General features: G+C 53.6%; 15 protein-coding genes and 1 pseudogene. 10 read left to right on the forward strand and 6 right to left on the reverse strand.

Annotation, left to right across the window (positions count from 1 at the left end; translation table 11 throughout):
• Nucleotides 1-32: 32 nt before the first annotated feature.
• The 9 genes from ACOAP0_RS08275 (at nucleotide 33) to ACOAP0_RS08315 (ending at nucleotide 12085) form a co-directional block, all read left to right on the forward strand.
• On the forward strand, nucleotides 33-5483 hold the full coding sequence (locus ACOAP0_RS08275) for a calcium-binding protein (protein ID WP_498374756.1): 5451 nt from the start codon (nucleotides 33-35) through the stop codon (nucleotides 5481-5483).
• An 8-nt stretch (nucleotides 5484-5491) separates the two neighbouring features.
• Nucleotides 5492-6064, forward strand: a complete 573-nt coding sequence (locus ACOAP0_RS08280) for a toxin-activating lysine-acyltransferase (protein WP_498374757.1) — start codon at nucleotides 5492-5494, stop codon at nucleotides 6062-6064.
• 13 nt (nucleotides 6065-6077) lie between these two features.
• Nucleotides 6078-7304, forward strand: coding sequence for a beta-ketoacyl-[acyl-carrier-protein] synthase family protein (locus tag ACOAP0_RS08285; protein ID WP_498374758.1), 1227 nt, complete (start codon nucleotides 6078-6080; stop codon nucleotides 7302-7304).
• Nucleotide 7305: 1 nt separating this feature from the next.
• Complete coding sequence (locus ACOAP0_RS08290) at nucleotides 7306-7599, forward strand: acyl carrier protein (RefSeq protein ID WP_498374759.1); 294 nt, start codon at nucleotides 7306-7308, stop codon at nucleotides 7597-7599.
• A 180-nt stretch (nucleotides 7600-7779) separates the two neighbouring features.
• On the forward strand, nucleotides 7780-8337 hold the full coding sequence (locus ACOAP0_RS08295) for a hypothetical protein (protein WP_498374760.1): 558 nt from the start codon (nucleotides 7780-7782) through the stop codon (nucleotides 8335-8337).
• 49 nt (nucleotides 8338-8386) lie between these two features.
• Complete coding sequence (locus ACOAP0_RS08300) at nucleotides 8387-10213, forward strand: alpha/beta hydrolase family protein (RefSeq protein ID WP_498374761.1); 1827 nt, start codon at nucleotides 8387-8389, stop codon at nucleotides 10211-10213.
• Nucleotides 10214-10314: 101 nt separating this feature from the next.
• Nucleotides 10315-10626 carry an HU family DNA-binding protein gene (locus tag ACOAP0_RS08305; protein ID WP_498374762.1) on the forward strand — a complete coding sequence of 104 codons (312 nt, stop codon included), beginning with the start codon at nucleotides 10315-10317 and terminating at the stop codon, nucleotides 10624-10626.
• 131 nt (nucleotides 10627-10757) lie between these two features.
• Nucleotides 10758-11678, forward strand: coding sequence for a zinc dependent phospholipase C family protein (locus ACOAP0_RS08310; protein WP_498374763.1), 921 nt, complete (start codon nucleotides 10758-10760; stop codon nucleotides 11676-11678).
• 2 nt (nucleotides 11679-11680) lie between these two features.
• Complete coding sequence (locus ACOAP0_RS08315) at nucleotides 11681-12085, forward strand: hypothetical protein (RefSeq protein WP_498374764.1); 405 nt, start codon at nucleotides 11681-11683, stop codon at nucleotides 12083-12085.
• Nucleotides 12086-12219: 134 nt separating this feature from the next.
• On the opposite strand, the gene ACOAP0_RS08320 is transcribed toward ACOAP0_RS08315, so the two are convergent.
• Nucleotides 12220-13410 (reverse strand): HsdM family class I SAM-dependent methyltransferase, encoded by a 1191-nt coding sequence (locus ACOAP0_RS08320; protein ID WP_498374765.1) that lies wholly within the window; start codon nucleotides 13408-13410, stop codon nucleotides 12220-12222.
• Between the two features lie 30 nt (nucleotides 13411-13440).
• On the opposite strand from ACOAP0_RS08320, the gene ACOAP0_RS08325 reads away from it, so the two are divergent.
• The gene (locus ACOAP0_RS08325) at nucleotides 13441-14400 is read left to right on the forward strand and encodes a site-specific integrase (protein WP_498374766.1); all 960 of its coding nucleotides are present in this window, start codon (nucleotides 13441-13443) and stop codon (nucleotides 14398-14400) included.
• Between the two features lie 6 nt (nucleotides 14401-14406).
• Here ACOAP0_RS08325 and ACOAP0_RS08330 read toward each other — a convergent pair whose 3' ends face one another.
• From ACOAP0_RS08330 to ACOAP0_RS08350, 5 genes and pseudogenes are all read right to left on the reverse strand, one after another.
• A complete protein-coding gene (locus tag ACOAP0_RS08330; RefSeq protein WP_498374767.1) occupies nucleotides 14407-15282 on the reverse strand; it encodes a hypothetical protein in 876 nt (291 codons plus the stop codon).
• Between the two features lie 6 nt (nucleotides 15283-15288).
• Nucleotides 15289-17301 (reverse strand): ORC-CDC6 family AAA ATPase, encoded by a 2013-nt coding sequence (locus ACOAP0_RS08335; protein WP_498374768.1) that lies wholly within the window; start codon nucleotides 17299-17301, stop codon nucleotides 15289-15291.
• Nucleotides 17302-17309: 8 nt separating this feature from the next.
• Nucleotides 17310-18230: a phosphoribosyltransferase-like protein gene (locus ACOAP0_RS08340; RefSeq protein WP_498374769.1), complete on the reverse strand. Its 921-nt coding sequence runs from the start codon at nucleotides 18228-18230 to the stop codon at nucleotides 17310-17312.
• A gap of 486 nt (nucleotides 18231-18716) precedes the next feature.
• Nucleotides 18717-19963: pseudogene (locus ACOAP0_RS08345) on the reverse strand (IS256 family transposase).
• Between the two features lie 143 nt (nucleotides 19964-20106).
• Nucleotides 20107-21114 carry a TniQ family protein gene (locus ACOAP0_RS08350; protein WP_498374770.1) on the reverse strand — a complete coding sequence of 336 codons (1008 nt, stop codon included), beginning with the start codon at nucleotides 21112-21114 and terminating at the stop codon, nucleotides 20107-20109.
• Nucleotides 21115-21116: the final 2 nt, after the last annotated feature.

The following is a 21116-nucleotide window of genomic DNA, read 5'->3' on the forward strand; positions in this document are numbered from 1 at the left end:
TCTATTTTTCAATTTAGTTAAGCGAGGTATACATGGCTGATCAAAAAGATTCCAATACGACAACTTCTGCCAGCGTTAAAGAGTTCATTACTTGGGTCGCAAACGACTGGCAAACACAAACTGCATCTGAAGCTACCAAGACTGTGTTCGGTACAGGCACGGGCCTGGCCTATGACGGATTTGCAAAAGCAGCGACCCAAACCACAGGCTGGGTGGCCCCATTTAACCGGGGTGTCGAAGAAGCCGCCAAGGCCGCAAAGGTTGGCGGAACGGTCATGAAGAGTATTGGCTTTGGCTTAGGCGTGTCGTTGGATTTGGGTGAAGCAGCTTCACTAGCCTCCCAAGGCAAAACAGACGAGGCGCTATGCAAGGTAGTCTCGGCAGCTGGAGGCGTAGTAGGAGGTTTGGGTGGTGGCGCAATTGGTGGACCGGGACTAGGTGCGCTAACTGGATACGGCGGCTCCAAAGCCGCCGAGTACATATGTCGCAAGATTTCCGACTTGCCGGTTGCGCCCCAAGCTGCACCTCAAGAGACCTCGTTTGACTACAGCAACTACCCTAGCGAAACAATCAACGAAGCAAACCGTTTATTGAGAATGGACGGTAAAGCAGCCGACGCTGCAAAGAAGGTCGCTGCCGCCGAAGCAGCAAAATTAGAGCGCGGCAACCGCCTCCTCTCCCAAAGCATCATTAGCGCTGCGAACTACACCAATCTGAGTTTGCAGCAACAGATGGAGCAGAAGGTCGACACCAGCAACCAAAGCTTGTCTGAGGTAAGTCGACTGGCACGAGCAGAAAGCAGCGCATCCGCAGCAAAGGCCGCTGCCGACGCTGCCGCTGCTTCGCAGGCCGCCGCTGCGGCTGCCCAAGCAGCAGCGCAAGCTGCTCGTGACGCTTTCCGTGCCAGCGAAACTACTTATACAAACTCCCAAGGTGGCAGTAGCTCCAGTTGGGGTGGATGGACTAGTGGGCCAGATCAGAGTTCTGCAGAAACGAATCGACTGACGCGCAGCAGCTCCAACGGAGACCCCATCGTCATCGACCTCGACGGCAACGGCATAGAGCTCTATTCCCGCAACAACAGCCCCGCACAGTTCGACTTTGACGACGACGGCTATGCAGAAACCACCGCATGGGCAGGCCCGCAAGACGGAATCCTGGTCATCGACGAAGGCAACGACAACAACATCACCCAAAGCAAAGAAATCGCCTTTGCCAAGTGGACAGCCGCAGAAGGAGACACCGACCTCGAAGGACTGGCTGCCACCTTTGACAGCAACCACGACGGCGTGCTGGACGCCCGGGACGCGCGTTATGCCGACTTCAAGGTCTGGAAAGACGCCAACTCAAATGGCGTTGTAGACGCCGGAGAAATGCAAACCCTGGCCCAAGCCGGCATTAAAAGCTTCAACCTCAAGGTCAAAGACGGCACCAATCTGAGTCTTGATGACGGCAGCGTGATCCACGGCCTGTTCGACATCCAGCGCGCCGACGGAAAAATCATCCAAGGTGCAGACGTTTCCCTCGCCTACAACGACCTGGGCTACCGCACCCGAACCGATGCCAATGGCAACACCGTTGTCGAGTTCGAAAGCGGCAGCGCACTGCACTACCGCAACATCGGCGCCACAGAAGGCAACGCCAACTTCAACCTGGGTACTGACTCCGACGCTATTGTGTGGGTAGGTGCCAGCGGCAACGCCGGCGCCAACGTACTGAACGCCAGCAGCAAAACCACCGAAGTCTTGTTGGATGGCGGAGCTGGCGATGACACCCTGTTGGGTGGATCGGGTGACGACATCTTGCTCGGTGGTGTTGGTGCAGACCAACTCCAAGGCGGTGCGGGCAACGACCAGCTGTTTGTGGATGGCGCGGACCTTGCGGCTCTATCTGCCCTCACAGGCTCCGCTAAAGCTACCCGCATTAACGGCGGCGATGGTTATGACAGCCTGGTGGTGCTGGATAACAGCCAGTTGAATCTAATCGCCGATGACATCAACGTCGAATCAGTATTGGCAGGTAGTGCCAACGACAGCATCTCGGGCAAGAACAACACGATCAACTATGTATTCGACGGTGGTGCAGGCAATGACACCTTGACCACGGCAGGTGGTGAAGATGTACTGTTGGGTGGTGCCGGGAACGACACCCTCAGGTCCGGTGCAGGCGCTGACGTGTTGTCCGGTGGCGCAGGTACCGACCGTCTGGAGGGCGGAGCCGGTGACGACGTGTACGTGCTTAACCGTGGCGATGGTGCTGACCGCATTCTCGATTACGCAGAAGACTGGTACAAGCAAAAGTACAGCTACCAGGAGCAAGTCTCTTACAGCGAGCAGTACAACTATTACGAAAGCGTCTACCACACCGACGGCAAGAGCGGCAGCTACGTCAACGAGCTGCGCAGTGGATACCGTGCTGCTACCCGTATGGAAAACCGCAATGGTTACCGCGACGTCTTTGGCGAAGTCGATGGTGGCATTGACACCCTGCAGTTTGGCCTTGGCATCTCGGTGCAGGACCTGGTTCTGTCCCGCGTGGGTGAGGACATGGTTGTCTCCTTGCGCTCAAGCGACGACGAAAACACACTGTCCGCTGACAGCGTCACCATCGAAGGCTGGGCTGACACCAGGAACCGCATTGAAAACTTTGCGTTCACCGACGGCAACCTGCTGGACTTCAGCCAAATCGTCAACGCCCAAAGCGGCATGGGTGCCAATGACACTTTGAGCGGCACAGCGGAAGGCGACTTCATGTCTGGAGGTGGTGGCAACGACACCCTGTCCGGCGCTGCCGGTAAAGACATTCTGGTGGGTGGCACCGGCGATGACCGGCTGGACGGCGGAGCAGACAAGGACTTCCTGTTTGCCGGTGCAGGTAACGACACCTTGATCGGCGGAGATGGCAATGACTACCTGATCGCTGAAACGGGTGACGATGTTCTGGAAGGCGGCGACGGTGACGACGTGCTGGTCGGCATGGATGGTAACGACACCCTGCGCGGTGGGGCAGGCAAAGACATGTTGCTCGGCGGTGCCGGGGTTGACTTCCTGCAAGGCGGTGGCGGTGACGACACCTATTTCTACTTCCGTGGAGACGGTAAAGACCAGATCTATGACAACCTGGATCACCAGGAAACCTACCAGGAACAGGTGTACACCGGTCAGGTCTATGAAGACTACGGCAAGGGCGGCAACTGGGTAAACCAGTACCGCACAGAGACGCGTGTACGCACCGTACAGGACGACGGCGGTAAAGACAGCCTGCAGTTCGGCCAAGGCATTGTGCTGGACGATCTGTTCTTTGCGATGTCGGGCGCTGATTTGGTGGTGGGTTTGCGCGAAGAGGCCAATACCTTGCTCGCCGACATGGACGATCAAGTCACCATCAAAGATTGGAGCAACGCCAAGAACCGGATTGAGACCTTTGGTTTTGCTGATGGCTTGAGCCTGAACATGGGCAACATCGACCAGGTTGCCAGTGGCTATGGAGCTGATGACACCCTGACCGGACACGCCGGCGGTGACCTGCTCTCCGGTGGAGCCGGCAATGACACCCTTAACGGCTTGGGCGGTAATGACTACCTGATCGGTGGTGCCGGCAATGACCAGCTGAACGGTGGCGACGGCAACGATGACCTGTTTGGTGGTACTGGCGACGACACCCTGGAAGGTGGCGAAGGTGTGGACTACCTGATCGGTGGCTCCGGTGCTGACACCATTAACGGCGGTAACGGCAATGACGTGATCACGGGCGGTGCGGGCAACGACATCTTGAATGGTGGCCGCGGCAACGATGTCTACCACTTCAACCGGGGTGATGGACAAGACACCATCAATGAAGCTGCGCTGGGTACAGAGACCATCCAGCAGTCCTATACCTACACAGAGCAAGTCCTGCAGACCCAATCGGACGGCAAGAGCAGCTACCAGGTCTGGGTGAACGAAACTCGCACGGGTTACCGCTCGGTATTGCGGGCCGTGGAAGGTGGTGAAGACACTCTCCAGTTCGGTCGCAACATTGATATCTCCGACATCATGCTCTCGCGCAACGGAAGCGACATGGTGATCTCCCTGCTTCCGCTCACCGGCACGGAGGTGACCGACAGCATCACCATCAAAGGTTGGAACACCCCTGAGTATCGGATTGAGAACCTGCGTTTCATCAACGACTTCGCTGTAGACATCGGCGATATTGCTGATGCCCGCAAAGGCACTACTGGCAACGACGTGTTGACTGCTGATGCCAACGTGGCCAGCTGGCTGGGCGGCGGCGCCGGCAACGACACTCTGACCGGTTCGTCCGCAGCTGATATCTTGCATGGCGGCGCGGGTGCGGACACCCTGACTGGTGGAACCGGCGACGATGTCTACATCTTCGGTCGTGGGGATGGTAAAGACATCCTGAATGACAGCGGAAGTGCGGGGGTTGGAACCGACAAGTCCCGCCCGGGTGGCGACAAGCTGCTGTTCGGCACCAACATCACTATGGAAGACCTGGTGCTCCAACGCTTCGGCGAGGACATGGTGGTCTACCTGCGGGATCGCAACAACCCGGAAGGCGCCCTGTCGGCATTGACCGACTCCGTGACCATGAAGAACTGGTCCAACACCGCCAACCGGGTGGAAGTGTTCCAGTTCTTTGATGGCAAGGACTTTGATGTTTCGGGAATCACCAACACCTACCTGGGCCAGGCCGGTGCGGACACCGCTGACACCTTGACCGGCTCCGCAGGTGCGGACTGGATGGATGGCTTTGCAGGCAATGACACCCTGCGCGCCGGTGCCGGTAAAGACTTCGTGCAAGGCGGCTCCGGTAACGACACCATTTACGGTGAAGCGGATGACGATTTGCTTTCCGGCGGTCTGGGCAATGACACCGTCTACGGTGGAACAGGCAACGACATCGTGGTCGGTGATGCTGGCAACGACTCCCTGTTTGGCGATGAAGGCAATGACGTTCTGGCGGGCGGCAAGGGAGACGACATCCTCAACGGTGGAGCTAGGGATGACTTCATCATGGGTGATGCGGGCAATGACACCTACCAAGCCAGCACTGGGTTTGATACCTACCGCTTCGGCTTTGGGGATGGCAACGACACCTACATCGGTAGCGAGCAAGCCGACATCAATGGAACCGACGTGATCCAGTTGGAATCCGGCGTGACCAAGGAATCTCTCTGGTTCGAGCGGGTCGGCAATGACCTGACCATGCGCTTGTTGGGTGCCACAGACACCATGACCTTCAAGGATTGGTACTACAGCGACGACGCCATCAAGCGTGCGCAAACCGATACCGCGCAGCGCTATGTGTATGGTTTTGAAGTGAACGGTGAGCTTCTGACCTACAACAAGGTGCAAACCTTGGTGAATGCAATGAACGGCTTCACGCCCAATGACGGTCAGTCCGCCTATGGCGTGAATGCGGTTGAGTTGCCGGGAAGCGTGCGTTCCGCCGTGAACTCGGCCTGGGTCTCTGTGGCTTAAGGGTGCCCATGTCTCAAAACACCGCGACAAGCGCGGGCGCAGCTGCGCCTGCTGTTCAGGCCGACTCCACCAACATGACCATGCTGGGGGAGATCGTGTGGCTCATGGCGCACTCTCCACTGCACAAGGGTTGGCCCATGGCCAGCATCTTCCAATGGGTGGTGCCGGCCTTGATGCACAAGCAGTGCCGTTTGTATAAGCGCGACGGACGGCCCGTGGCTTACGTGGCCTGGGCCCGTATGTCCAAGGAGGTGGAGGAAGGCTATGTGCTCAATCCCCGCAGCCTGAACCCCAAGGACTGGACCAGTGGAGAGCGTGGCTGGATCGTGGACTGGATCGCCCCCTTTGGGGACAGCGCATTGGTCATGAAAGACCTCCGCGAAGGCTTGTTCAAAGACGAAGTGGGTCGCGCGCTGCGCGTCAAGCCCGGCTCGGACGAAATGCAGATCATCTACATCCACGGCGCCAATGCTGCAGGAAAAGCCCAGGATCCAGATATGAACCCCCCCGTGGACCTGGAGGGAGCGTCAAAGCGCGCAGAGCATCGAGCGCAGTTAAATACACCCGCAGCGGCAGCCTAGTTCAGTGAGCACCATGTTAGATCGCTCAGTCGTTGTTACCGGTTGGGGAGCTGTGTCCGCCTATGGATGGGGCGTCCAACATCTAGCACCTGTGTTTGCAGGAAAAACTGCTGTGGCCCGTCACCGCCTGAGTGAACTCCCGGGCGCTACTGATCTTTGGGCCGCAAAGCTCACACAAACTCTTCCCGAAGGAATGTTTGACCGACGGGTTGAGGATGCAGACCGGGTTACCCAAATGTCCGTGTTCGCTGCAAAGCAGGCGATGCAGATAGCCGGGCTTGATCCGGTCCAAGTCGGCATGCTAGCGTGGGGTACCGGTTTCGGAGGTGCAGCCACCCTGGATGATGCCTATCAACGTTTGTACCTTGGGCAACATGACCTCTCCGGCAGGGTATCGCCCTTGACGATTCCCAAAGCCATGAACCATGCCAGTGCAGCGAGCATTGCCGCATGGGCAAGGTTGGATTGTCTGGTCATGACCTACTCTAATGCCTGCGCTTCATCTGCAGTGGCTATAGGTGAAGCCATGCTAGCCATTGCCCAAGGTCGGTGTGACGTGGCGATCGTCGGAGGATCTGAAGCATTGATAGTGCCAGGTGTCGTCAAAGCATGGGAGTCATTGGGTGCACTGGCAAAGTCAGTGTCTAACCAACCTCACATGGATTGGCATGGTCCTTTTGACCAGCTTCGCAACGGCTTTGTATTGGGCGAAGGCGCAGCGTGTTTGGTGTTGGAAAGCGGGAGTCATGCGCAAGCGCGGGGAGCTCAGGTCCTTGCGCATTGCATTGGATATGCCCAGGTCAATGATCCTGATTGTGTGACGCACCCCCATGCGGAGCCGCAATTGCGCTCCATGTACGCCGCACTCCAGCAAGCCGGTGTCAAAACCCATCAGGTGGCCTATGTCAACGCACACGCTACCGGAACGCTTGCTGGTGACACATCAGAGATTGAAGCCCTGAATGCCTTGTTTCAGACATCGGACGCATTGGTGAGCTCCACCAAGGGCGCGACAGGACATTTGATGGGTGCTGCAGGTGCGATGGAAGCGATTCTTTCCATCAATGCTCTGCGCCTCAAGAAATGTCCGCCGAACACTGGGGTTCGCAAGCTTGATTCGCTGATTCGCTTCAAGGCGCCACTTCAGGCCACACCACTACCACCACAAGGCATTTGCCTCTCCAACAGCTTTGCCTTTGGGGGAACGAATGTCTCACTTGTCTTCAAAAGCCATGAATGAAATGACCTTACCGCCTACCCCCACATCGGACGAGCTTACCAAGCTGATCTGCGAGACGCTGGCCAAGCGAATGAGGAGGCCAGTGGAAGAGCTCAACTTGCAAACCAGCTTTGAGTCCTTGCAGATGGATTCGCTGGATCTCGCGGAGATGTTCTTTCTGCTGGAAGAAGAACTCAAAACGACCATTCCCTTGGATCAAGGGGTGAAGTTGCAAAGGATTGGTGACGTTCTGGAACTGGTGACCAATACCCTGCAAGAAGCGTCGCTTAAGGCATCGACTAGCCCGCAACAGTGATGTGGACCTTTTGCATTTGGGCAGGCCTATGGCGGAGATGATTCCAACTGGCTTCACAACGTCGAGGTGTGCCTGTGTGGGAGGCTGCGTTTGCATTCCTGCTCGTAGTGTCCAGAAGGTCCATAGGTGCATTCAGCTGCCGGTACCAACCGAAATGAACGCACATATTGGGGCGCTGAAATGATAGATGTCAACAATGCAAAGAGTATCTTGAATCATTCCGGTACATCTGGTGGTTTCCGAAAATCCAAGCGCAGTCGACCCTTGAGGAAGATCAAGGAGAAGTACTTTCGTGCGCCGTTGGAGGTACGTCTGCAGCGTTCCATCATGACGGTCGCGTTAACTCCCAAAGGATTGAAAGCGTTCACCATATCAGGCCCCACATTTGTGGCAATCGGGATTGTCCGATGGGAACTGGAGTTCGGACTCTTAACGATCGATCCAAATGGCGACTACGTGCGGGTCAATGGATCATACAAAGAGCTACTGGACTCCGCAGACGTGAGAGCGGCGATCTTCCGAGCCAGTCAAAACTGGAATGCACCTGTAGATAGTGAATTTCATTTGAACGCAACTCTGCCGGTTTCCGATGAGATCAGTTTGCGCAAGGTAGCGCTTCCGGACCCAGTGATGCGAAAGGGCTTCATCGGGTCCTCGAATCTTGTGATCAATTTGCCCATCACACCACGCAAAAAGCATCCACTGAAACCATCTTTCGTCGGCTCTTTCGAACCCTGATAACGACTCCACCCAACCCACTAATTCTCAACCCTACCTACTAACCATCATGCGAACTATCAAGCTGAAACCTCATGCCATTGCTCTATCCACAATTACTGCTGTTCTTCTAGCTGCTTGCGGAGGTGGAGGCAGCGGCAGTTCCACTCCAAACACCCTATCCGGCACAGTGATCGATGGCTATATCGAGGGCGCTAAGGTTTGCTTGGATGTCAACTCCAACGGAGCTTGCGATACAGGTGAGCCCTCTGCAACGACGGATAGTGGGGGCAAGTACAAACTGGATACGGGAAGCATAGACACCAGCGGGCTGAATGTCATCGCGGAGATTTCCGATTCCGCCAAAGACTCCGATGACGGAGGTCTTACCTTGCTGGCGGCTGGTAAGTCGGCATACACCATGGCGACATCAGCGGCGCAGCCATCCGTCGTGACCCCCATCACCACCATGATTGTGGGCAAGGTAAAGACAGACAATGTTTCCTCTGTCGTTGCCAGAACACGCGTGTTGGAAGAATTGGGGCTGCCATCGGACACCAACCCTCACGATGACCATATCGCCTCCGGAAATAGCGTTGTCCACGGAGCCGCACGACAACTGGCTGCGCAACTCCAACAGGCGCAAAAGGATCTGCCAATCGGCACGACCGCACAACAACGTCTGACAAAACTCCAAGAAACCATCAAGGCGGCACAAGACGCTGCCGGATCAATCGCCTTGGAATCCTCGGATGTCAATCCCTTGAACATGGCGGCGACTCTCTCCAATGTGGCGACCGGCAGGCTCTTCGCTTACAAAATGCCAAGCGCATTGGGTAAGCAGATCAATGCCACGGCGATGTTGTTTACACCGAAGACTACGATGCCGCAGGGTGGTTGGCCTCTGGTGGTCTTCGGTCACGGTACCGCAGGTGTTGGACAAAACTGTGCGCCGAGTGTGACCATGAAAGCCACCGGCACATGGGGATATGCGGACCTCGTGGCGTTGCTGGTTTCAAGAGGTATTGTGGTCGTTGCTCCGGACTACGAGGGACTGGGTAGCACCAGCATGGGGGTAACGGCGGGTCACCCTTATCTTGACCTTGGCAGTGCCGGGCGCTCCATGGCACTGGCAGCTGTTGGCGCCAAGAAGCTACTGACGACCCAGCTTTCTGGCGCGTGGGCGACGATGGGTCACTCCCAGGGTGGGCATGCCGCCTTGGCAGGTGCCCAATTCGCTGGACTGGCCAAGAAACGAGAGTCAAGCTTGAGCTACAAAGGCGCCATCGCCATTGCCCCGGCATCTAACTTGAAATCGTCGCTGAACACCATGTGGGCAGGCATTCAAACCAGTTCGGCCAATCCTGCAAACTACTCGGTAGGCTACGAGGCGGTGGGAATCAGCAATCTCTACGCCGCGTACTTGGTCAAGGGAACCGAAAGTACGCCAACACCGGTATCTAAAAATAGCGTGTTCGGCGTAAGAATGCTGGCTGTCTATGACGACAAGGTAGCGACGCAGTGCCTAGTTGAATTCAGCACGTCCATCACCAATGATGTCACTCAATACGCAGCAAGTGGCGGTGCAACACCAGCTGGCTATTCCGGTGTCATCAATTCTGCGATCAATACGCCGGCCGTCATTTGGGTATTGAATATGAATGAGCCGGGCCAAGTGAAGTTGCCCGGTAACACCTTGATTGTTCAAGGATCTGCTGACACCACGGTGCTTCCTTCCAGCACTCAAGCCCTGCTGACCACTATGCAGTCCAAGGGGTCGCAGGTGTCATTGAGCTATCACGAAAGTAACTCTGCCACCCATGGTGGCGTACTCAGTATCCCTGCAACTCAGACCGCAGTCACCAACCATCTTACGAACTTGTTCACAGGTAACTAGTTGAACTGCCAGACAGTACATCCAGCAAAAGTAGCTGGTTGTACTGGACTAGCTCTTGTATTGCCCCATTGACCTAGCGTAAATCTATACTGGAACAACTGATGAATCGCTCAGATCTCATCAACCAACTTGCAAATCGCTTCAATGAAATCGACAAGAAAGACACAGAGCTAGCTGTACGTCTGATCTTCGATGAAATGGCGAACGCTTTGGTCAAAGGACGCCGGATTGAGATCCGGAACTTCGGAATCCTCCAGGCTCGTACTCGCCCCAGTACGACGTACCGCAATCCTCGCACGGGCGAAAAGCTGAAAAGGCGTTCCACACGAAGTATCCGGTTCAAAGAAGGAAAAGAACTTCGAAGCCGAATGGCCGGTGGCAACTCGGGGGGCTTTGCATGTCGAGAGAGTTAGCGCTGGCGATTCAAAACCTGCAGCCGGCAACTTTGCAGTGGGTTCCGTGATCGGAGATCAGCCTTACGGGAGTTCAGTTCACTTTGTACCCATTGACCCATGAGATTCAGAACTAGAAGGAGAAGTTAAAAATGCCCGGTGCATATGCCCATATCACTGCTGTTAACAAAGCAAAAAGTCTTGCCAGAGGAAAGCTAAGTAAAGAAAGCCTCTACGCCCTTGGCACTTGGTTTCCATTTGCTGAACTAGGATGCGTGAGTCCGGACTATCCCTATTTGGGAGGGCCCGGGCAAGGGTACTGGGCGGACCAGATGCACTACAAGAACACGGCTACCTTGCTTCGATCTGGTATCAATGCCGTGCAGAAGCTGCAAGGTGTGGAAAGACAAAAAGCAACCAGTTGGCTTCTTGGGGTGGCGTGTCACATGACTGCCGATATGACCATTCATCCCATCGTCGAAGGCATTGTGGGACCCTATGAACAGAACAAGTCCGCACACCGGTTATGCGAGATGCACCAAGATGCACTCATCTTCAGTACGCTGGATTTAGGCGACGTCGGACTCACAAAGCACCTGAATACGGGAATCGCGAGTTGCTGTGCTCCGGATAACGGACTCATGCTGGACCTGACGATCAATAAGGTGTGGGTCCAGATGCTCAATGCGACTTACTCCAACCCAGAAAAAGATGGGGGCCCACAAGCAAAGCCCGACCGGTGGCATGCAGGTTTTTGCACCATTCTAAAAAGTGTCGGCTCCACTACGAAGCTGTTTCCATTCGCCAGGCATGTAGCCGCCAACGAAGGTTTGCTGTATCCGGATCTCTCACAGTTGAACAAGGCCTACACGCAACATCTCAAGACTCCCGAGTGGGTGATGAGTTACGAGGAGCTATTCGAGCAGGCCCTTGCCAACATTATTCATGTATGGACTGGCATCGACAACGCACTGATCAGCAAGAACACGTCTTTCGTGGATGGTTTGGAAGACTGGAACCTTGACACAGGGAGATCAGTGTCGACAGGCAAGTATGTGTTTTGGAGGAACTAACAATGAGTAAGAAATACTGGCTGGTTGCAGCCACTTCTACAGTCTTTCTGGCGTGCTCGAGTGCTCAAGAGCCTCAGCACATGTTTGACAAAGCCTCTGCGCTCACGAAACTGACGGCGCACGTAGATGCTGCAGTTCTGTTTAGCCCCACTGGCAAATCTGAAAGTGACCAAGCGCTTCTCGATAAAGCCTTTGCAGACAACCCTACTCTCAAGCCACAGCTAGGTACTGACAAACTTCTTCTCCAGCGCGGAGAGAAAGGCGTCGTGGTCTTGGTGTGTACAGAGGGAGGGGCAAAGGCCTTACTTGAGGACCTATCCTGCACGCCAGGAATAGACAAACATCATTGGAGGGATGAACCTGATCGCATCTGCACTTTTTCGTTGAGTCCGGCAGCTTGTCCTTAAGAAGCTAGCTCTTTACGGTGTAACTTGCCTGCAGGAGCGTTACGTTTATGGCTTGCAGGACTAGTCTCTGGTACCAGTTTCGTGTTGGGAGGATTTGATTTGCATAATTATTGAATTATCGGATGCCTAAGACGCTAAATACTGATCGGCAGATCAAACAGATCCGTCGCCGTAATGTGCTTTGCGCACGCGCCCCTTGCATGTAGGCGGCGCCAGGACTGGCCTATCGGGCCCGCGAGACTATTCAAGACAGCGTCGCGCACCTTTGGGTCAACCCGAATGCGAAACACGCTCTCAGTGAAGGGAACCTCTCCCTTGAGCACTACGGCTTGTCGAAATAGGCATCGTGTACCTACACGCGGCACAACAATGTCACCCTCGCCTGCGTTTTGGTATCGGTTTTCGGCGCTCCGGTTGTACACCAGCTCTCCAATTCCGGAAGTTGGAAGATCCGATGTGTGCAAGTATTGAATTCCGATCTCTTTCAGTTCCGAAGAAGTTGCGCTTCCCCGCACAACTTGCGCTCCTAGTCCACGCAGGTTGTGGGTGGCATCACCTATCAATGCATCCAAGTGCAGCCGTTCTTTGTGGAAGCTGAAATCCATCCTTTCCACGGCCTGCCGCATTGCGATTTCGATCGAGTCCTCAATCTGCCCCTGTGAATTTGCCCGTGCGACTTTGACCCTCTTACGCCTCCCTTCGAGGCCACTGAAGCTGCAAATCGCAGTCGATACTTCCGCATTTCCAAAGGTGTCTATTGGAAGTTCAACAATGGTAATGTTCGAGAAACGCTGCAGCAGTGCTTGCCGAAATGTCGCATACGACCCATCAGAGAAAAGTGGCATGGGCAGAATGAACGCGCCGGCCCCTGTGGTAGCCATCATAGAAATTGACTGCGCAAGGAAGTAAGTATCCAGCCTCACTCCGCGCTGTGCGTTATACAAACCATATTGCTCAAGTAGCTTTATCGATGCCTTCCTGGAAACTCCCATTGCGTATGGAGGGTTACCAACGATGTAGTCGAAGGGCGCCCGCTCCGCCAGTCGCCGAATAGTTTTTGGAGACGTTGCATCCCCCCCAATTAACAGGCTGGCGAGCCCCCTTGCACGCAACTCTCTCTTAAGAGCCACATCCTTCTCGACCGCCGTCACATCCAGGTGTGGCATGCGACTAGACACCGCCTCCAGCAACGCTCCAGCACCCGCACCTAGCTCAAGTATGCTTTCTCCGCCCGGCGGCAGCAAACTCGCTAACAAGTTCGCAATGGGAGCAGGCGTTAAAAACTGACCAAGCTCTTGTTTAGCAGAAGAGTATCGATTGCGCATTGTGTCAGATTATATTTATAATCTGACACAATGCAAGACATATCTAGCTTCCACTTTCTGCTCAAACAATCCGCGCAATCTTGGATTCAGGAGCGCCACCTTAAGCCGAACACGGTAAGGTCGTATTCAGTCGAGATCGACCGATTCTCGGAGTGGGTGTGCGTCCGAAAGCGAGTCACCAGCTTCGCAGAACTTCAAAATATGGACCTTGCTGAGTTTGTGAAATTTGTCGCAAGCAAGCGACTGTTAAAACGCGAACCGAATACAAAACTCAATGGCCCTAGTCTCGATCAGACCAGACGAATTATCCAGGCATACTTGCGTTGGTTGGTGCTAACTGGCAAGGCGAAGAATGGGGAGAAATGGAGCATGAAGCCAGACAACGTCATGCAGCTCGCGGGAAAAGGAAGAGAGGTAGCAAACTACAACTTATTGGACCTTATACGCCAAGCTCAGAACGTACTCCTTGCGACCGAAACGACGCATGACTACAGAAAGCTGCGCGATGCACTCCTCGCCAACATGGCATTTTGGTGCTGCGCAACGACGTCCGAGCTCGCAAACATGAAGCTCGATCAAGTCAAATTGTTACGTGATGAGGTTCTGACGGAAATCGATGGTGAGCAGGCGCGTCACCTGCGCCTCCCGGGGCACTTGAGGCCAACGATGATGGCTTACCTTCGCCTCAGACGTAAGCTCAACACCGAACACTCGGTACAGCCCGCTTTTTTATTCACGACCGGCAGTTCTGAAGAAGGCCTCCAGCACTGGAAAGTACGGCGTTGCGTGAGATCCGCATTAGGCGATGCGCCCAATGCGTCGCCACAAAGACTCAGGCGAGCCTTTATGCAAGTTCTCGAACCAGCGCCTTGCCACGCCGGCGATAAGGCCTACCGCGCTGGGCTCACGTCGATTTTGACGAATAGCACAGGCACGGACCTTTCACCTCAAATGATTGATCAGCTCACGAAGACGGTGACCCACCTGTAAAAAACATCAATTTGGGCTCACGCCATAGTGGTGTATTCGGCCAACTCCAAAGGTCCGATCTGCTGCACGTAGCGGAAAATCAAACATGATTCGCACATTAGGATGTAAAGCAGCAAATAGCACTGCGCCAATCGATGCAGGCTTTGTACCCAGAGGAGCCAGTATGAGGCGCTCCGATTTATCGGAAACTGTTTTCGAAGTCTGCTCAATGAGGCGGTAGGCCGCCAAAGGGTTATTGGCGCCTACATAGTGCACATCTTCAGCCGCATTTTGCTCATTCAACACGTCAGCATTAGGCATCATTGCCCGCATTTCCCAACTCGCCCTGTACGGTGGAACCCCGAACGCAACTGAGAATGCCTTAATATTTGATCCCTCTTCAGCCGACAATACACGGTGTAGCCTGGTTGGTTCAAAACCAAGGAATGCTAGTAGACGACCAACACGTGTTGAACTCAGTTCAGGGGTGAAACCTGGAATAGGATGAAAAGGACTGAAAGATGCACTCAGTTTGCTTTTGTAGCCTTCTGGCTCAACGTAGATGAATCCAATGTGTTTGGTGGCATTGTCAGAAAAGTAATGACGACAAAGAAGTAGCAGCTCAGGTACGTCAAGAGTTGTTGCATCAAGCAATACGCTTGTGCCGGGAAACTTCGCACAAAATGCCTTCGAGGCATCCGCTCTGAATCGATCAGCTCCACTGACAAGCACAAAATCCTCAGGGACGTAGTTGATCAGGTGGCTGAATCTGGAAGCCGACTTGGTTAAGTCAATTGAATGTTTTCCGCGATCGTCTATACATTGCCCAAAAAATGCGATGTCGTAGGTGGTCCGAAGTCCTTTTGTTCCCTCGTCCAATTCTTTTTGGAAGGTGATGCGCATATACGGCTACTGGAAGAAGTCGCGAGTGGTAGGCGTCTCTGGGGCGTCGCCAACACGCCAGCGCTCTGAGTAGTCTCGAAGAATGGCATCGAACTGCTCCCCACTGCCGGTCATGATTGTGTTAACTTGAGCCGCGGTCAGGGTCAGTTTCTTCTTCTTTCGATAGCTTATTCCGAAGGACGGGCAAAAGATTCGATTGGGAATGATGTCTGTTTGAACCAAGTCGTAGTTGCTTTTGTTTTTGGTGTCTTGCTCTTCATAGAAAACTGACCAAATTTTCGCTTGCGTAATCAGGTCTTTGGACTCTTTGCTCAGACCAACTCTATCGGACTCGTCGATCGAGAAATGATTAATTTCAACCTCACTTTGACTCGGGCGGCGATGCGCCGCCTCAAACAACCGGCCTAGACGTCGCATGATCTCCAAGAGCTGCGTTCCTTGCAGACCAAGACGTAAAATCTCGTTCAAGAAAGTCTCACTTACCTGTTCGGCGGCTTCTGCTTGGAGCTCTACCGGGACGTCTACAGATAACGCTGTGCTCTGAACACTGCCCTGTTGCTCCTGATTGAGAAGGAATGCCACATGACACAGCTCCTGGAAGAATCGCAGGTTCGGCGATGCTAATGAGCAAAAACGGTCGAAACCAGCATAAAGAAGGTTGGCTCTACGGGGCAAGCCGATATAGAGATAGAACAAACAACCATGCAAGTTGTTGTCTATCAATCCATGAAACGAACTGCTTGCCGCGTCTTCGCCGTCCAGCAATTTCATTTGCCGATGCACTTCAGCTGGACCTGGCTTAAGTCTGTTCAAAGCAGCAGCAGCAACAATACTCGCTTCAGGCCTTTTGGAATTGAAGAAATCGTCATTCTTCAAGTTCTTTTCGCCATGCAGACGTAGTCCCTTATCGACCGCTTCTTTTAGACGGTTGCACAATGCCTTATCAGTCATGACAGCGGCTGCGACTTCGCGAGAGGTCAAGGCAGGCAATACATCGCGGGCCCGGGCTAACACCGCTGTACGGTAGCTATCCAGATTCCTTTCTGGCAAATAAGCTACATCCATGAGCCGCTCTTGGGTGACTACGCCCCCATCGGAGATGTGCCCGCTTCGAATCAGCCCAAGGATCAAAAATTCAGCGGCGACCAGCTGAAAGTCGCGTCCATCATTCTTGCTGAGCTCACCTTCAAGATCGATGGTCTTGACGTCATGGTCTTCAACTATCTGCTCGCTTCCACTCGTGAGAAAATGCGAAATCGCGTGCTGCCTCATTGCAAAGCTCACGCTGAAGCGCTTTGTCGGGTGCTTTACATAATCGCATACCAAGCGTCGTTGATGCTCCTCAAGATTCTCGAACTCATCAACGAAAATCCGAAAGAATATGTTCTTCAGTCGAAGATCCGCTGTTGCTAGTTTGTTTGCGATTTGCTCGAGAACCGACTCGAACCTCAGCATGATTGGCCGTTCCAGACTTGGGTTCTGAACCCAGAGTTCAAGCTTGGCCCTTTCAACGGCCGAAAAATCCTTTAAGCCTTCTATAGTGTCGACTTTCCCACCTAGGAATTCACACACCGCTGGCGGCAACTTCATATTCCGCAAATCACAAGGACCGCCCTCCAAATCAGCATTCGCAATGCTGTCTATGCAACAGGCCACCTCATTTAATATCACTAAAGTAGCATAGTGAATAAAGGCCAATTGGGCATCCCTATCCCCAAGCCAGATCTCCTTCATCAATCGGCAGAACTGAGTGTCAGGACGCCAATACAGTCCTAACCAGCTAAATTCCACGCTGGAAATATTGCGACGGGTTGGACTGAAGCGTGTTGGATGGCACAAATACCGGATGAACATAGTCTTGCCACATCCTCTGCCCCCCTGAATACGCTGCGCTTTGCGTTCTTCAAAAATCGCCTTTCGCCCGAACAGTGGCGGAACAATATATCGCCCCCAGACATCGTCGGGGAGCAACTCTGCCCGATTGTTTAGAAATGCATCGGCAATTTTTCTGGAAGTCATCAAGCTAGCTACCTTATCACCAGGCGTGACCACTGCCCTTCAGTGGTATGAAAGATTTTGAGCGTGTTGTTCGGCGCGGACATGGAAAAGGCGAGTGAAAGGTTTAAGCAGAGTTCACTTTCATTAGGATTCACACCTCGATCCTTCAAAATCCTTTTGTAAAACGCTTTTACGTCAGCAACGGAATTCTTTTTGTCACGCGCCCAAATCGATGGATTCTGAGGATCGGCGGCAAAGAAATCGGAATTCGCTCCTAGCGTCTCTGCTGGCCTCACTATTAGTTCAGGGAAGTTGTTGTGCAATGCCCGAATGCCGTCTTCATGCGCAACATAGGGAACATAAATCAACTTTCGAATTGCGCATTGATTCTTGAGCTTGTAGTCCTTACTGTATTTAATGAACTGCGTGCCGGTTCCTAAGCAGTCATCTAAAAAAACCAACGCCCTTACGTCCCTACCCAAACCACTCAAGTTTTCGGGGCGCATGAATAAGGAGTCTGGCACACCGGTTGCCCGACCAAATGTGCGAAGTACAGTACTACCGCTTTTCCCAGGCTCCCTGGTGAAGGTACCATCGACAACAACAAATCGAATTCCAAGGCTTGCATCGCCTTTACCAATTCGTTCTAGGAAGGTATGCAAATCGCTAGCTTTGTACACCCCTGCGTCGGACAACACGTTCGGCAGGATCATTTGAAGGACATGGTTTGAGCTGCTTTCCAGCATCTTGTCACTTCGATATACCAGCGAATCAAGAAGTTGAGCGGCAAGATATCTGGCTTCGTCCGACTGAAAGTTGCCGAGCCAGTTTCTCAATTGCAATACTTCAATTCCGTGCAACACACGTTTTTTAATGAGGACATCAAAGCGTTTCTCAACCATTGTTGAAAAGCGCGCATTCGAATCAGGAATGAAGAACCCAGAACTCATTTTGGGCAATCTACGAATTGTCGAATTAACGAAGTGAATTGCTGTCTCGACCGATCTTGCATATGGAGAAACGGCTCTGGATACTCTGCCAGCCCGATAGAGTGACATCGCATTGCGCTCAATGACCCCCCCTGTAAGTCATTTTCAAAGCCATTTCGTAGTGAAATGGCCTCACCAACAGTGATTTTTTCGCAATAACACCCTTCAAACCATCCCCCATTCGGGTGAATTTGTTAATGGATTGAACAGAAATTTCGCCATTGATTTACGAAGCAAAATTTATTCTAGAGATAGAACTGATAGGTGAAGAGTCAAAAGTGAGGCTTTTGTATATTGAAGGACAATTTAGAGCAAATTAATGCGGAATTCATGAATAAATTCTTGTGTGTCGTGTAAAAGAACGGAAAAAGGTGGGTGGGGAGTGTCTGAATTTCTGTGTGTGAGGCGGGATTGCTTACCCACGGTATTGGGCAAGCGGATTTCATCTTAATTGACTTTGTTGGTGAAGCGATCTTCGTAGAGGATTGCGAACTGGTTCATCGCCTCTTTCCAGTCTCTGCTGGCACGCCCCCAATCGGTGGTGATGTTTCTCAGGGCCAGCCAAATCAACTTTGAAGCAGCATCGTCCGAAGGGAAGTGCCCCCGTGTCTTGATGATCTTGCGAAGCCTGGCATTGACACTCTCAATGGCATTGGTGGTGTAGATCACCCGCCGGATGTGTGCCGGGAAGGCGAAGAACGGAATCACCTTGTCCCAGTTGCATCTCCAGGCTGCCGCTACAGTGGGAAACTTGGCACCCCATGGACCCGTCTCAAACGCAACCAATTCCGCCAGGGCTGCCTCTGCACTGGCCGCTGTGTAAATGGGCTTGATGGCCGCCGCTAGCGCCTTGCGGTCCTTCCAACTGGCATAGTCCAGACTGTTGCGAATCAAGTGGACGATGCAGGTTTGCAGCGTGGTGGCCGAGAACACTGCACCCAGTGCCTCCTGCATCCCCTTGAGTCCGTCAGTGACGGCAATCAGAATGTCATTCACACCCCGCGTTTTGAGGTCGTTGAACACCTTCATCCAGAACTTGGCACCTTCGGTGTTCTCGATCCACAGACCCAGAATGTCACGCGTTCCGTCGCTCTGCACACCCAGGGCCAGGTAAATGGCCTTGTTGCGCACCACCGCATCCTCTCGAATCTTCACCCGCAAGGCGTCAAAGAAGACTACCGGATACACGGGCTCCAGGGGGCGTGCCTGCTAGGCTGTCACCTCGGTCATCACCGCATCTGTGACTGAGCTGATGAATTCCGGCGAGACCTCAGTGGCGTACTGCTCGGCCAGGAAGCCCTGAATCTCGCGCATCGTCATGCCATGGCCACGATCTTGTCGTCAAAGCCCGTGAAGCGGCGTTCGTGCTTGGGGATGAGTAAAGGCTCGAAACTTCCAGCGCGGTCGCGGGGAACCTCGATGCGGAGGGGGCCGTCCTCTGTCAGGACGGTCTTGCCCGTGGCACCATTGCGGTGGTTGCTGGCATCAGTAGGCTTGTTTGCTCCAGGGGCGTAGCCCAGGTGATGGGTGAGTTCGGCGCCCAGGGCTCGTGCAATCAGCGCCTTCTTGAAGGCCATGGAAGCGGCATTCACCGCTTCTGCGCTCATGGGGCCATTGACAAACTGGTCAATGAGTTCTTTGGGTATCGTTGGCAGCGCCTGTGCGGCTGCAGCCTTCCTTGTCTTGCTCGGCATACATGCTCCTTGGTGACATGGTATGCCTCAAACACAAAATTTCTGACAGGCTCGGTGGGTGCCAATGCAGAACGCCAATGACTCTAGGCATATGAATTTCCACCGTGGTTTCGGCTCTTCTTTGGGAGGTTGCGGGTTTCTTTTCATTCAGCCCGCCAGTCTGCAAAGCCCTCAACAATCTCCAGATAGGACTGCGGTGCTTTGTCAAAGTCTTTGAGCATGTGGTTGTAACGCACAGCTTTTGCCCGCCATGCACTGCGCAGCCGAGGCTCCAAATCCATCATCATCCAACCGATCAGTTGAATGACATGGTGCCGCTCCACTAGTAGCCGTGATTCAAACCCAAGTTTTCCGTATGCCAGTGCTACTGGCTGCAAGCCAAGCTCACCGCAGACATGGTCGTGAAGCTTCACTGTTGAATACCGTGACAGAAACAAAAGTGCCAGTTGTCGCATCACTTTGAGATTGTTCAAATCTGTTGCGCTCAGGTCGCTGGACATTACTGAAGCATAAATTCCTGACAACCAGTTCATTACTGCGGGTACGTAAGGCTCAATGGGATCCACTAAGCCACCGGCCAAACTTTCCCCGCACGCAAAGCAGTCGGCAATCGACTCCCGATGGTGGCCTTGCAAATTGCCCATATCCCCCCGGTGAAAGGCCACGCCGGCTCCACATGCCACACATCTGTCACGCAACATGCACTGATGACGGTAGCAGGTAGTCACAAACGCCACGCGCCATTCTTTGCGGAAATACGGAATCTGATCTTCCAACAGGCATTGTGGACAGTACTGCATGCCGAAGCCCTGCCGTGTCCTATGAAACAGTTGCAGTGTAGTGATCCATTGGAGAGCACCCGATGAACGAAACACCGGGTACAGGCGCCCCTCATAACTTCGCAACGTAGTCGCGCGGGCTACCTCAATGGGTGTTCCAGTCCGCTCTGCCAAAACATCAACAATCCAGTTCGGGCCCAAGCGATCAATATCCCGATTCCAGACCTGTAACTGGTTTCCAAAAATCAGATTACAAAACGTTTGCACACGTAGTCCGTGGCCCCTGGCCAGACGCACAAGCCATGAGGAAAGAAGCTCGTCTGGGAGCGGTTTGTAGCGTATCGGCCATAACGGTGATGTCAGGCCTCGCATAC

This window comes from Curvibacter sp. Hmag1.1, assembly GCF_059769165.1.